The organism is Stenotrophomonas sp. CFBP 13725, from assembly GCF_014841935.1.
Lineage (GTDB): Bacteria > Pseudomonadota > Gammaproteobacteria > Xanthomonadales > Xanthomonadaceae > Stenotrophomonas.
In genome coordinates, this window is the sequence record NZ_JACYUV010000016.1 from 44,063 (window position 1) to 56,932 (window position 12,870).

Genomic DNA, 12,870 nt, shown 5'->3' on the forward strand with positions numbered 1-12,870 from the left:
GACGCCAAGCAGCGCGCAACGTCTTCAAGTACGTATCGACGACGACGCAAAAAAAAACCCGCCGTCACCGGCGGGTTTTTTCATGCAGCCTGCCGTGGATCAGGCAGCCGGCTTTTCGCCGGTGGCTTCGGTCGTGATGCGGATCTTGACCTCGTCGCTGACGTTCGGGGCATATGCGCCGACGCCGAAATCGCTGCGCTTGATGGTCGTGGTGGCATCGAAACCAGCCGCCGGCACCTTGGCCATCGGGTGCTCGCCGCCGCCATTGATGGTGACGTCCAGGGTGACCGGCTTGGTCTGGTCCTTGATGGTCAGGTCACCGGTGACGGTCAGCTTGTTGGTGCCTGCGGCTTCCACCTTGGTGCTCTTGAAGGTGGCGGCCGGGAACTTGCCGGCGTCGAAGAAATCGGCGCTCTTCAGGTGCTCGTCGAACTTCGCGGTGAAGCTGTTCAGGCCGGTCAGCGGCAGCTTCACTTCCACGGTGGACTTGGTCACGTCGGCCGCGTCATACACCAGCGTGCCTTCGGCATTGCCGAAGTGGGCGGTCGGGTGGGAGAAACCGAAGTGGCTCCACTGCGCCAGCACGTCGGTGTGGGTCGGGTCGAGCTTGTAGGTGCCCGATGCGATCTGCACGGCTTCGGCCGGGGCAGCAGCAGCGGCGTCGGTGGCCGGGGTGGTGGTCGGCGCAGCAGCGGCCGGTGCGGTGGCATCGGCGGCCGGAGCAGCCGGCGCAGCCGCTTCTTCAGCCGGCTTGGAGCAGGCCGCGATCGCCAGGGTCAGGGCGAGCGGCAGCAGCAGCTTATGGGTCTTGGTCATGTTCGGACTCTCTCTCGATTTCGGTAAGGGAATGGACTGCAAACATCGACCCGACCGCGCGGGACGGGTCGATTCAAACATAAAAGCGGTTCAGACGATGCGAGCGGCTTCGTCGAAGGACAGGCGCGGCGAACGCGGGAACAGGGCCGCGTCATCGCCATGGCCCAGGTTGACCAGGAAGTTGCTGCGCAGCGAGGTACCCGCGAAGAATGCGTCGTCGACCTTGGCCGGATCGAAGCCGGTCATCGGGCCAGCATCCAGACCCAGCGCGCGCGCGGCCAGGATCAGGTAGGCGCCCTGCAGGCTGCCATTGAGCAGTGCGGGCTTCTGGCGGTTTTCCTGCGGGCCGTCGAACCAGCTCTTCGCATCGGCATGCGGGAACAGATAAGGCAGCTTGTCGTGGAAGTCGAGGTCATGCGCGATGATCACCGTGACCGGCGCGGCCATCGTCTTGGCGAGGTTGCCTTCGGACAGCGCGGGCGCCAGCTTGGCCTTGCCTTCCTTGGAGGTGACGAACACGAACCGCGCCGGGCTGGAGTTGGCCGAGGTCGGCCCGAACTTCACCAGGTCGTACAGCGCACGCAGCGTGGCTTCGTCCACCGGCGTGTCGTGGAAGCTGTTGGCGGTGCGGGCAGTGCGGAACAACTGATCGAGTGCGACGGCGTCGAGTTCGTGCGACATGCATCCTCCTGGGAGTGGTGGGAGATCCGCCGCAGCGGATCGCGGGCCGGGCTGCGGTGGCAATGCCGCAACGGCCGGGTCCATGCGAGGCAGTGTAGAGTGTCGCGTCTGTTGCAACACCCAGCAGGGTTGAAACGAATTAATGCCAATCGTGCAACGATCGAGTGCGCCCTCGACGATTACCGATGGCCGCGCCGGCAATGTCCGCCAGGCCGTGGCACTGGCCGGTGCCTTGCGTCTGGGCACCCATCAGCCGCTGACACTCGCGCCACGCGCACCGTGGCGCTGGCTGGCGCCACGCCGCCTGCCCGGTGACGCGCAGGGCTATGGAACGGCCTTCGCAGCGCTGACTGAGACACCTCCCGCGTTGGCGATCGGCTGTGGGCGCCAGGCCGCCGGTGCCCTGCGGGTGCTGCGCGCACGCGGCAGCCAGGTCGTGCAGATCCTGGACCCGCGCATCACTGCGCGCCATTGGGACCTGGTGGTCGTGCCCGAGCATGACGCCCTGCGCGGCAGCAATGTGCTGACCCTGCTCGGCAGCCTCAACCCGGTCGACGACGACTGGCTGTCGTTGGGGCGGGCAGCGTTCGCTGATTTCGGCAGCCTGCCCGGGCCACGTACGGCCTTGCTGGTGGGGGGGCCGACGGCGCATGCGGCCTGGACCGAGGACGCCATGCGCACGGTGTTCGAGCAGGTAGTGTCGCAGCTGCGCAGCGAGGGCGGCAGCCTGCTGGCCACGACGTCGCGCCGCACGCCGCCGGCACTGTCCGATGCGCTGCGCGCGACCTTCGCCGATGTGCCCCACGTGATCTGGGGCGATGGCGGCGATGGCGTGAACCCGTACGCTGGCCTGCTGGGCTGGGCCGACCGGGTGGTGGCATCGCCGGATTCGGTGAACCTGTTGTCTGAAGCCTGCGCCACGCGGCTGCCGGTGATGGTGGCGCTGGGTGATGTAGTGCAGGGCCGCCTGGCCCGCTTCCACCGTGCCTTGCAGGAACGTGGCCGGCTGCAGCCGCGCTGGCTGGACTGGTCACACGGCCCTATCGCGCCGCTGCGCGAGACCACGCGCGTGGCCGCCGAGGTGAAACGGCGACTGGGCGTGGCCGCCCCGCTGTCCCGGTGACCGTCTATCATCGGCGGCACATGGAACGTCTCGCTTTTTACCTCGCCCTGCTGCTGCTCCTTGCCCCGACGTCTGCCTGGGCCGACAGCGGCACCTGCCGCGAGCGTTACCCCAGCCCGGCCGCCGAAGCGGCGATGTTCGACATGGCATGGACCACGGCCGAGCAACTGGAAGCGCTGCCGGACGTCGACATCGTGGTCGCCGCACGCGGTGGCCAGGACCTGAGCCGCTACGGCCTGCGCCACAGCCATCTGGCCTTCCTGCTGCGCGAAGCCGATGGACGCTGGCGCGCGGTGCATCTGCTCAACCGCTGCAAGACCGACCGTTCGCAGCTGTACCGCGAAGGGCTGGCCAACTTCATCGGCGAAACCGGCGGCCACACCGACCTGCGCATCGGCATCCCCGATGCGCCCCTGCGCGCGCGGTTGAAAGCGCTGCTGCAGCCGCCCGCCCGCACCGCGCATGCGCTGCACGAGCCGCGCTACAACGCGGTAGCCTATCCGTTCCGTACCGAGTTCCAGAACTCCAACGGCTGGGTGCTGGAGGTACTTGCGGTAGCGATGGCGAGCGCCGACGGTACCGCCCCGCTGCAGGATCGCACGCAGGCGCAGGACTGGCTGAAGACCCACGACTACCGGCCCAGCGTGCTGCACATCGGCTTGGGCAAGCGGTTGGGCGCGCGCTTGTTCGTGGCCAATGCCACCACGACCGACCATCCCGCCGGTGAGCGGGTGTCGGGAAATTACTCGGTGGTGACGGTGGAATCCGTGTTCGACTTCCTGCGCGTGCGACGGCAGTTGCAACAGGACCTTTCGATACCGCATGTCGCCGTGGCAGGCGCTGCCCCGGTCGCGCCCTGACCCTTTTCGTACCTGGAGACACGCATGTCCCGTACCTTCGCCACACCCGCCCTGGCCTTGCTGCTTGCGGCCACCACCGTATTCACTCCACGCGCCCACGCCGGCGGCGGGGACCTCAACAGCAGCGAGGCCGGCGTGCTGGTGTCGATGGTGCTGACGCTGTCGATCCCGCTGGCTGCGTCGGTGGGGTTGGTGGAATTGTCGAAGGCGCCGTTCAAGGCCAGCGAGCAACGCAGCGCCCGCAAACGCGTGCCGGCCAAGCCGCTGCCGCCGATGGAAGTCAAAGAAGTCACCACTGACGCGCAGGGCTGCAAAGTGCAGCTGCAGGTGCCGGGCAACGCAGAGCAGACCGCCACGCTGCAATGGCCGGCGCGGCAGGACAACCCCGGTGCAGCCTTCGCCGTCGGCGAGACCGTGGCCTTCGTGCCGACACCCGCCGGAGCGGGCTGGAACGTGACCGATGGCGGCGGGAAGACGCTGGCGTACGTCCCCACCGAGTACGCCGCCGCGGACAACCTCACCGGCACGTGGTGACGCAAGGGCGGTAGAGCCGGCATCCCGGGGCAACGGTAGAGCCGGCTTCAGCCGGCTTGCCAGAGTCATGGTAGAGCCGACTTCAGTCGGCTTCCCAAACCAGCGGTAGAGCCGGCTTCAGCCGGCTTCCCACCGCAGCCGACTGAAGTCGGCTCTACCCCCAAGACGCCGACCGCGACGCGTTACCGGCGCCCTGACTACGCTGTTCAGGCGCTGCTGGCAGCGCGCTGCCCGGGGGCGGATAATGCGCGCCTTCCTTTCTGCCTCCTAGCTCGCCATGTCCGTGCGTCCCGCCCCTGCTTTTGCTCCGATGACCGTCCGCGCCCTGCTGCTGGCGGTGTTGGCCATGGGCGCGGTGGTGCTGGGCTCGAACGTGCTGGTGCAGTACCCGATCAACGACTGGCTGACCTGGGGTGCGTTCAGCTATCCGGTCGCGTTCCTGGTGAGCAACCTGATCAACCGCCGCTTCGGCCCGGGCCCTGCCCGCCGGGTGGCGTGGGCCGGTTTCGCGCTGGCGGTGGTGCTGTCGTTCTGGGTGGCGACGCCGCGCATCGCCGTGGCCTCGTGTTCCGCCTTCATCGTGGCGCAGCTGCTGGACATCACCGTCTTCGACCGATTGCGCCGCGGCAGCTGGTGGCGGGCCCCGATGGTGGCCACCACCTGCAGTGCGACGGTGGATACCGCGATTTTCTGGAGCATCGCCTTCGCCGGGTCCACGCTGCCGTGGGTGAGCTGGGCGCTGGGCGATCTGGCGGTGAAGCTGGCGATCGGCGTCTGCCTGCTGGCCCCGTTCCGCGCGCTGCTGTGGAAGATGGCCCCGGCGCGGTGAACTGCGTGCCGTAGCCCAGATGTGGCGGGCTGTTGGGTGTGGTAGAGCCGACTTTAGTCGGCTGCTGTGTCTGGTAGAGCCGACTTTAGTCGGCTGCGGTGAGCGAAGCCGACTGAAGTCGGCTCTACCAGAGCAAAGCCCGAAGCGAAGCCGACTGAAGTCGGCTCTACCCGAGCGAAGGCAGAAGCGAAGCCGACTGAAGTCGGCTCTACCATGACGGGTTATTCATGACGGGTTATTCCTGACCGGTTATTCCTGACGGGTTACCGCGCTGTGGGCGCGTCGAATGGCAGGTCCGCTGCGTCGCAGGCGTGGCGGATGAGGGCGCGGGCTTCGTCCAGTGCGTCGCTGGGCGGTGCGGTGCGGGGGCGGCGATCGAGGGTGCAGGCCAGGCCCAGCTCCAGCAGCGTGGCATGCGCGGTCTGCAGGCCGGCGGCGCGGTCTGCCGGCAACCATCCGGCGGCGGCGAGTGCATCGATCAGTCCGCTGGTATCGCGTGGCTGCAGCAGCGTGGGATGGTCGGCTGCCTGACCCAGCACACCCGCCTGCAACAGGAACTCCAGATCAACCACGCCACCGGCACCCTGCTTCAGGTCCATGCGCGCGGCGTCGCTACGATCCAGTTCGGCGCGCATGCGCTGGCGCATCTTGACGATGTCGGCGTGCAAGGCCGCACGATCACGCGGGCGACCCACGGTCTGAGCGCGCACCGCTTCAAACGCAGCCAGCAGCTCGGCATCGCCGGCCACGCCGCGTGCACGCACCAAGGCCTGATGTTCCCAGGTCCACGCGCGCTCACGCTGGTACTCACGGTAACTCGCCAGCGATGACACCAGCGCGCCCTTTCCACCGTCCGGACGCAGCCGCACGTCGATGTCGTACAGGCGTCCTGCGGCCGTGACTGCGCCCAGCAGCGCCATCACTTTCTGCGCCAGCCGTGCATACCAGCGACCGGGTTCCAGCGGGCGGGCGCCGTCGCTGGTTTCCACATCGGCCGGATGGTCGTGCAGGAACACCAGGTCCAGATCCGAACCGAAGCCGAGTTCCAGACCGCCCAAGCTGCCGTAGCCAATGATCGCGAAGCGGCCACCGGCAATATCGCCGTGCGCCGCCCGCATGTCCGCCTGCGCGAGCTGCAGCACGGTATCGACCACGACCTGCGCCAGTTCGGCCAGTTGCCGCGTGGTATCCACCGCACCCTGGCGACCATCCAGACTGGCCATCGCCATGCGGAAACTCAACGCCAAGCGAAGCTCATTGAGCCAACGCAGCGCCGATTCGGGATCTTCCACCTTGCGCACCTGCGCGCACTCGGCCTGTATCTCTTCAAAGGTCGGCAAGGGTCCGGACACGCGTACATCCAGCAGCTCATCCAGCAGCAGGGGGTACGCTTCCAGCCGCTCGGCCAACAATGCGCTGCGTGACAGCACATCCACCAGCCGCGCCATCGAACTGGGCTGCTCATCCAGCAGCGCCAGGTAACTGGTACGCCGCAGGATCGCCTGCAGCAGCCCAAGCACGCGCTTCAACGCCGCATCGGGTTGCGGTGAACGTGTCGCGGAATGCAGCAAGGCGGGCAGCACGCGATCCAAACGCGTACGGGCGCCGTCGGACAGCGATTTCACACCGGATGATTGCGCGAAGTCGCGCAGCATCTGGTCTGCCCCGTTGGCATCGATGAAGCCCGCATCGACCAGCAGTTGCGCGTCGCCGTGCTCGGGCAGTCCCCGCCAGTAGCTGGCGACGGCGTCCGGGGCCGCCTTGCCTTTGCGCGGTGCCAGCAACGCCGCGAATTCGGTGCTGACGCGTGCCTGCTGCACGGCCAGCGCATCGCGCAGGCTGTCGAAGTCCGGGTAGCCCAGTCCAACGGCGATGCGCAGCCGCTCCAACGGATCGGCCGGCAGCACGTGCGTCTGCGCGTCGCGCAGCATCTGCAGGCGGTTCTCCAGGCGACGCAGGAACAGATAGGCCTCGCGCAGGGCCGCGCCATCATCGGCGGCGATCTGCCCGGCATCGATCAAGGCAGCGAGCGCATGCAGCAGCCGACGCTCGCGCAGCACCGGCTCGCGGCCGGCGCGGATCAACTGCAGCGCCTGGCACAGGAACTCGATCTCGCGGATACCGCCTGCGCCGCGCTTGATGTCGTCGTGCATGTCACGGCGCGCCACTTCGGCGGTGATTGCGGCCTTCATGTCACGCAGGCCGTCCAGTGCGGTGAAATCCAGGTAACGGCGGTAGACGAACGGCCGCAGCGACGTCAGCCAGTCTTCGCCGGCGGCGATGTCACCGGCCACCGCGCGCGCCTTCAGCCAGGCGTACCGCTCCCAGTCGCGGCCCTCGCGTTGGAAGTACTGGTCCATCGCAGGGAAGGACAGCGCCACCCGCCCGGCCCGGCCGAACGGGCGCAGGCGCAGGTCCACGCGGTGGCTGAAGCCATCGGCGGTGGTGTCGTCCAACAGCTTGGCCAGGCGTTGGCCGAGCCGCGCGAAATACTCTTCTGCTGCGAGGGGACGCGCACCATCGGATTCGCCCCGCTGCGTGAAGGCGTAGACCAGATCCACGTCGGAGCTGAAGTTGAGCTCGCCGCCGCCGAGTTTGCCCAAGCCGAAGACCACCAGGCGTTGGGCCTGGCCGTCTTCATCGCGCACTACACCGTGGCGGGTGGCGAACTCCTGTTCCAGCGCCTCCAGCGCCCGTTGCAGGCAGTGCTCGGCCAACAGCGTGGCGCCCGCGAGCGTCTGCTCGACCGTATCCAGCCCGGCGAGGTCCCGCCACACCAGACGCGTGGACATCGCCGCGCGGTAGCGCCGCAGCAGGCCGGGCCACTCGCCCGGCTGCGCCGGATCCAGGACAGGCAGCGGCAGCGGCGGGCAATCGGGCTGCGCCAGGTGGGCGAGCAGCGCGGGCTGACGGCACAGCGTGTCGATGGCGAAATCGCTGGTGACGGCGAGCTGGCGCAGGAACGCGGTCAGGTCTGCGGGAATCGGGGCGCCCTGTGCGGTTACCAGCCGCGCCATGGCGCGATCAACCAGGGGCAGAAGGGCATCGGGGAGCGGCGCGACGATCTGGGTCATCGCATGATTGTAGAGCCGACTTCAGTCGGCTGGTCGCGTACGGCGACGGGTAGAGCCGACTTCAGTCGGCTGGTCGCGTACGGCAGCCGACTAAAGTCGGCTCTACCAGTAAGCATCGACCGGCGCGCATGGGTCAGGCGCATCGACCAGCACGTTCCGGCGAGCGCGCAGCGGTCGGTGGCATCGACCGGCGGGCATCGGACGGGCGTATCGGCAGGGTGCATCGACCCCGCGCATCGGTCGGCGCAGACATCAGCCTGTCGGATACCGCAGCCGAAGCGCCGACGCCTATTCAGGTGTAACCTGCAGACGTAAAAAAGCCCGCTTGCAGCGAACTGCCAGCGGGCTCTGCTCCCTCCCCCACGTCGGGATGCAGGTCCATCGTGCCGGTTGCAAAAGCAACTTGCACGCTGCACTGCAAAACGATACTGGCAGGTACAGAAGCGTTCAGGTGCCGCAGCGCCATCCCACCAAGGTCGCAGGCCCCATACGGTTGGGTTTGGCCGATAATCGGACTTTCCCCCACGAAACATCGTCGTCATGTCTGTAGATCGCATCGCCAACGCGCGTCTCCGTGACCGCGTGGTCTCCGCCGAGGCCGCAGCCGCGCTTATCCAACCCGGTGAAACCGTGGCCATGAGCGGCTTCACCGGCTCCGGCTATCCCAAGGCCGTCCCCGTCGAGCTGGCCCGCCGCATCGAAGCGGTACATGCCCAGGGCCTGCCGTTCCAGATCAGCCTGATGACCGGTGCCTCCACCGCCCCGGAGCTGGACGGCGCACTGGCCAAGGCCGATGGCATCGCCATGCGCATGCCATTCCAGAGTGACCCGTACGCGCGCAACCAGATCAATGAAGGCAAGCTGGATTACATCGACATCCATCTCAGCCATGTCGCCCAGCACGTGTGGTTCGGTTTCTACGGTGACATCGATACCGCCGTGATCGAAGTGTCGGCCATCCGCGAGGACGGATCGCTGGTGCCCTCCACGTCGGTCGGCAACAACAAGACCTGGCTGGACCTGGCGAAGAAGGTGATCGTCGAGGTCAACGAATGGCAGCCGGCGGGCGTGGATGGCATGCATGACATCTACTACGGCACCGCGCTGCCGCCGCATCGCAAACCGATTCCACTGGTGCACGCCAACGACCGCATCGGCGAAACCGCGTTGCGCTGCGACCCGGACAAGATCGTCGCCGTGGTGCGCACCAACGGACCGGACCGCAACAGTCCGTTCAGCCCGATCGATGCGGCCAGCGAACAGATCGCCGAATACCTGATCGACTTCCTGAAGCACGAGATCAGCAAGGGCCGCCTGCCGCCCAACCTGCTGCCGCTGCAGAGCGGCGTGGGCAACATTCCCAATGCGGTGCTGGCGGGCCTGGCCAAGAGTGGTTTCCGTGACCTCACCGCGTTCACCGAAGTCATCCAGGACGGCATGCTCGACCTGCTGCGCGATGGCGTGCTGAGCCATGCATCGTGCACCGGTTTCGCGCTGAGCCCGCAGGCCAACGAAACGTTCAAAGAGCACATCGATTTCTACCGCGAGCGCATCATCATGCGCACGCAGGAAATATCCAACCATCCCGAACTGGTACGACGGCTGGGCTGCATCGGCATGAACGGCATGATCGAGGCCGACCTGTACGGCAACGTCAACTCCACCCACGTGATGGGCTCGCGGATCATGAACGGCATCGGCGGCTCCGGTGACTTCGCGCGCAATGGCTTCCTGTCGGCGTTCCTCAGTCCGTCCACGGCGAAGAACGGCACCATTTCGGCCATCGTGCCGATGGTCAGCCATGTCGACCACACCGAGCACGATGTGTCGGTGATCGTGACCGAACAGGGCCTGGCCGACCTGCGTGGCCTGCCGCCGCGCAAGCGCGCGCAGGTGGTGATCGACCGCTGTGCGCATCCGGATTTCCGTGCGCAGCTGCAGGATTACGTCGACCGTGCCAACCGGGACAGCTACGGCAAGCACACCCCGCATCTGTTGCCGGAAGCACTCAGCTGGCACCAGCGCTGGCTGGATACCGGCACGATGAAGGCGTGATGCCCTGCGCGCCGACACGGTGAGCGCACGCTGAAAGCAGAGCAGCGCAGGATGGGATGTGCTGCAGTCATGGACATTCCCTTTCCCTGCATTCCCTCCGCGCACTCCGCGTTCGCTACCGTGTCATCCCGTGCAGCCGGCAACGCACTTCCCTTGGCCACCGTGCCGGCGACAGTGACCAATGCAGATGCAACCTCACACGTTGCCTCGGTGCCACGCTTGCTGAGGCTGGCACCGAGCGAGACCGGCAATGACCTGGTCGCCAGCCTGCGTCGGCGCTGCGCGGAGTTCGGTGCACCGCAGTTGATCGACGCCGGCCTGACCTTTATCCGTGGCCTGGATCAGAAGGAAACCGCGGTCTTCCTGCGCGCGACCAGCCTTGCACTCGCCGACGACACGCGGCTGGGCGCTGCGCTGGCAGCAGAGCGCGGACAGGGCAGCGCGCGCGCTCCGGATGCACCCGCCCACCCGCTGAGACCGCAGCTGCAGGAATATGTGGACTCACTCAAAGGGCTGCGGCGCGCGATGGCCGACAACGGGATGGTGATGGACGGGACCTACGGCTTCACTACATTTTCCAAGTACTGCCTGGAACGCATCCACACGGCGGAAAAGCACTATGTCGCCGCGACCGTGGTGGATGAGTGCCTGCACTGGCAGCGGGGGGCACGTCAGGCGATCAGCGGCCCCGACGCGCGGATGTGGCCGGTCTGCGGCAAAGACCCGCTGGGGCCGGTAGGCGTTGCGTTTGCCCTGGACGAACCGACCCCCGATGCGAAAACGGTGCTGAAAGAGCTGCGCCAGTTTCATACATGGCCCCTGCCGTTTGTGCCCCGCAGCGCCTGACGCGCGTTACCTGGAAGCGCGTGCCGTGCACTGCGCGGGCAATGGGCCATTCCCTGTCAGCTGACGAACGCCATGCCTGCCCTGTGATCCGGCACCCATCGCGTTGAGACGGTCACGCCCGCAATGACGCGAGCGAGTCGTCCTGCAGCTGCTGGTACAACGCGAATTCGTCATGCACGCGCGCGCCCAGCGCTTCTTCAAACGCACTGCGGTTCGCGTGTGCGGCATAGGCGCGTTGTTCGCCGCCGCCCAGGTTGGACTGGAAGATGCCCGCTGCGCTGACCGGCAGGAAGTCCTCATAGATGATCGGATCGGCGGTGGCCAGGCCTTCGGCGATCAGCTGCTCGGCCGGCAGGTCGGCGACACGTCCCGGCGCCGCGCGGCCAGCGTCGGTGAGCTGGTACCGATAGAAGCCCAGACCCTCGGCACGCAACGTGGCATGGTCGTCCGGGAAGCCGACGAACACGGCCTGCAGGCGCTGGCCGTAGTCAGCGCCCGTGCTGCCTGCCGCATCGGCTTCGCGGGCCTGCGCGAGCAGCTGGTCATACAGCGCGCGGCCCTTGTGGGTGAGGGCCAGCCCGCGCTGCTCGATCTCGCCGAAACGCGCGGTGTGGCTGCCAGCGCGGCCGCCTTCGCCATCCGGGAAGTGCACCGGTTCCTCCAGCGCCTTGAAGCTGGTCTGCCGCAGCAGGATCGGGCAGGCGCGCGGCGGCGGTCCTTCGATCACCGCCTTGGCGGCCATGCCGCGTTCGATCATCGCCGCCTGCGCAGCGTCGATATCCAGCGTACGCGGCGTGAGGTGGTTGATGTGCGGGCCGCGGAAGCTGACCACGTCGGCGATCAGGCGGTGTGCCTCCTGCAGGGCGTGGTAAGTATCCAGCGCCACGGTGGCGTCGCCGTGCCAGCGGAACGTTTCCAGCGCCTGCGCGACGAAGCGTTCGGCATCGGCGGCCGACAGTCCACCGTCGTGCTCGGCCTGTTCGATCAGCGCGAGCGCGTCGTCGGTGAAGATGCGGCGGCGTGCCAGGATCGCGGCAGCCTGCGCGCGCAGCGCGTCGTCTTCGATCAGCTCCAGGCGCAGCAGCGACGTGAACACACGGAACGGGTTGGCCGCCAGCGCAGCGGCGTCGGTGGGACGGAATGCCGTCGAGTGCACCGGCACGCCGGCCACGCTGAGATCGTAGTAGCCCACCGGCTGCATGCCCATCATCGCGAACAACCGGCGCAGGGTGGAAAGCTCTTCGGCCGTGCCAACGCGGATGGCGCCGTGGCGCTCTTCATCCAGCCGACCGCGGCCATCGTTGCGCTGCAGCTGTGAGGCAAGCTCGGCATCGGTGTCCAGCACCTGTGCATTGATCTGCGCCACCAGATCGACCAGGTCGCCGTAGAGCGGCACTTCGGCGCGGTACATGCGGGACATCGCCTGCGCGAACAAGCGGCGGATGGCATCGGTCGACAGGAATTCAGAAGTGCTCATGGGGTACCCGGCAAGGAACTCGGAACAGGCGTTGAGCTGCATTGTCGCTGGGCCACCGCCGCTTGGGTAGCGCCGTCAGTTGCCCAGCTGGCGGCGCAGGGTGGCGTCCAGAGTGATCGGGCGGTCCCAATGGCGGAAGCTGGCCACGATGTCGTGGCGCACCGCGCGCCAGTGCAGGTTGTCCGGTGCTACCGGCAAGCGCTCGACCACGGCTTCCCAGCCCCCTTCCGGGTTCGCACTGAAAGCCCGCACCGTGTCGCGGCAGCTGTGCTTGATTGCCTTGGCCCAGAAACAGGCAAAGTACACGTCGGCGGCGTGCCAGCCGTGGTTGTTGACCAGTGCGGCGGCGTAACCGCGATCCACGCCGCTGTAGCGCGACACCTCGTCCAGGAAGCTGTCCGGGTAGCGTTCGGCGTAATGGTTGATGTCGCTCAGCCAGGTGTCCACCCAGGCGTCGCCGGTCTGCACGGTGTAGGTGGCGGATTTCTCCGCGGTCTGCTGGGCCAACGTGATCGTCGGCACCAGCAGCGCGGACAGCAACAGCAGCAGGGTCAGCAGGCGGCTCATGCCCTGAT

At 67.2% G+C, this 12,870-nt stretch carries 11 protein-coding genes; 6 read left to right on the forward strand and 5 right to left on the reverse strand.

The genetic code is table 11. The features are described 5' to 3' along the window. Positions 1 to 99: 99 nt before the first annotated feature. Together IFT65_RS17610 and IFT65_RS17615 are read right to left on the reverse strand one after the other, a co-directional pair. Entirely contained in the window at positions 100 to 816 is a 717-nt protein-coding gene (locus IFT65_RS17610) for a YceI family protein (protein ID WP_188325884.1), read from the reverse strand. 90 nt (positions 817 to 906) lie between these two features. Continuing rightward, on the reverse strand, positions 907 to 1,497 hold the full coding sequence (locus IFT65_RS17615) for a malonic semialdehyde reductase (protein WP_192082723.1): 591 nt from the start codon (positions 1,495 to 1,497) through the stop codon (positions 907 to 909). 142 nt (positions 1,498 to 1,639) lie between these two features. Between IFT65_RS17615 and IFT65_RS17620 the strand changes: the two genes are divergently transcribed. From IFT65_RS17620 to IFT65_RS17635, 4 genes are all read left to right on the forward strand, one after another. Continuing rightward, entirely contained in the window at positions 1,640 to 2,620 is a 981-nt protein-coding gene (locus IFT65_RS17620) for a mitochondrial fission ELM1 family protein (protein ID WP_192082724.1), read from the forward strand. 20 nt (positions 2,621 to 2,640) lie between these two features. Beyond that, positions 2,641 to 3,480, forward strand: coding sequence for a DUF2145 domain-containing protein (locus IFT65_RS17625; RefSeq protein WP_192082725.1), 840 nt, complete (start codon positions 2,641 to 2,643; stop codon positions 3,478 to 3,480). A 24-nt stretch (positions 3,481 to 3,504) separates the two neighbouring features. Further along, positions 3,505 to 4,014, forward strand: a complete 510-nt coding sequence (locus tag IFT65_RS17630) for a hypothetical protein (protein ID WP_192082726.1) — start codon at positions 3,505 to 3,507, stop codon at positions 4,012 to 4,014. A 277-nt stretch (positions 4,015 to 4,291) separates the two neighbouring features. Continuing rightward, on the forward strand, positions 4,292 to 4,843 hold the full coding sequence (locus IFT65_RS17635; RefSeq protein WP_192082727.1) for a queuosine precursor transporter: 552 nt from the start codon (positions 4,292 to 4,294) through the stop codon (positions 4,841 to 4,843). A 263-nt stretch (positions 4,844 to 5,106) separates the two neighbouring features. On the opposite strand, the gene glnE is transcribed toward IFT65_RS17635, so the two are convergent. Then, positions 5,107 to 7,917 (reverse strand): bifunctional [glutamate--ammonia ligase]-adenylyl-L-tyrosine phosphorylase/[glutamate--ammonia-ligase] adenylyltransferase, encoded by a 2,811-nt coding sequence (gene glnE / locus IFT65_RS17640; protein ID WP_192082728.1) that lies wholly within the window; start codon positions 7,915 to 7,917, stop codon positions 5,107 to 5,109. A 540-nt stretch (positions 7,918 to 8,457) separates the two neighbouring features. On the opposite strand from glnE, the gene IFT65_RS17645 reads away from it, so the two are divergent. Together IFT65_RS17645 and IFT65_RS17650 are read left to right on the forward strand one after the other, a co-directional pair. After that, positions 8,458 to 9,972: an acetyl-CoA hydrolase/transferase family protein gene (locus IFT65_RS17645; protein ID WP_192082729.1), complete on the forward strand. Its 1,515-nt coding sequence runs from the start codon at positions 8,458 to 8,460 to the stop codon at positions 9,970 to 9,972. Between the two features lie 69 nt (positions 9,973 to 10,041). Further along, positions 10,042 to 10,818, forward strand: a complete 777-nt coding sequence (locus tag IFT65_RS17650; protein WP_192082730.1) for a hypothetical protein — start codon at positions 10,042 to 10,044, stop codon at positions 10,816 to 10,818. 112 nt (positions 10,819 to 10,930) lie between these two features. Here IFT65_RS17650 and IFT65_RS17655 read toward each other — a convergent pair whose 3' ends face one another. Together IFT65_RS17655 and IFT65_RS17660 are read right to left on the reverse strand one after the other, a co-directional pair. Beyond that, on the reverse strand, positions 10,931 to 12,295 hold the full coding sequence (locus IFT65_RS17655; protein ID WP_192082731.1) for a VOC family protein: 1,365 nt from the start codon (positions 12,293 to 12,295) through the stop codon (positions 10,931 to 10,933). 75 nt (positions 12,296 to 12,370) lie between these two features. Next, entirely contained in the window at positions 12,371 to 12,862 is a 492-nt protein-coding gene (locus IFT65_RS17660; protein ID WP_192082732.1) for a hypothetical protein, read from the reverse strand. Positions 12,863 to 12,870 lie beyond the last annotated feature (8 nt).

Bases quoted from the DNA above. Each gene is read 5' to 3' on its own strand.
- IFT65_RS17610 (WP_188325884.1), bottom strand. From the start codon at position 816: ATGACCAAGACCCATAAGCTGCTGCTGCCGCTCGCCCTGACCCTGGCG.
- IFT65_RS17615 (WP_192082723.1), bottom strand. From the start codon at position 1,497: ATGTCGCACGAACTCGACGCCGTCGCACTCGATCAGTTGTTCCGCACT.
- IFT65_RS17620 (WP_192082724.1), top strand. From the start codon at position 1,640: ATGCCAATCGTGCAACGATCGAGTGCGCCCTCGACGATTACCGATGGC.
- IFT65_RS17625 (WP_192082725.1), top strand. From the start codon at position 2,641: ATGGAACGTCTCGCTTTTTACCTCGCCCTGCTGCTGCTCCTTGCCCCG.
- IFT65_RS17630 (WP_192082726.1), top strand. From the start codon at position 3,505: ATGTCCCGTACCTTCGCCACACCCGCCCTGGCCTTGCTGCTTGCGGCC.
- IFT65_RS17635 (WP_192082727.1), top strand. From the start codon at position 4,292: ATGTCCGTGCGTCCCGCCCCTGCTTTTGCTCCGATGACCGTCCGCGCC.
- glnE (WP_192082728.1), bottom strand. From the start codon at position 7,917: ATGACCCAGATCGTCGCGCCGCTCCCCGATGCCCTTCTGCCCCTGGTT.
- IFT65_RS17645 (WP_192082729.1), top strand. From the start codon at position 8,458: ATGTCTGTAGATCGCATCGCCAACGCGCGTCTCCGTGACCGCGTGGTC.
- IFT65_RS17650 (WP_192082730.1), top strand. From the start codon at position 10,042: ATGGACATTCCCTTTCCCTGCATTCCCTCCGCGCACTCCGCGTTCGCT.
- IFT65_RS17655 (WP_192082731.1), bottom strand. From the start codon at position 12,295: ATGAGCACTTCTGAATTCCTGTCGACCGATGCCATCCGCCGCTTGTTC.
- IFT65_RS17660 (WP_192082732.1), bottom strand. From the start codon at position 12,862: ATGAGCCGCCTGCTGACCCTGCTGCTGTTGCTGTCCGCGCTGCTGGTG.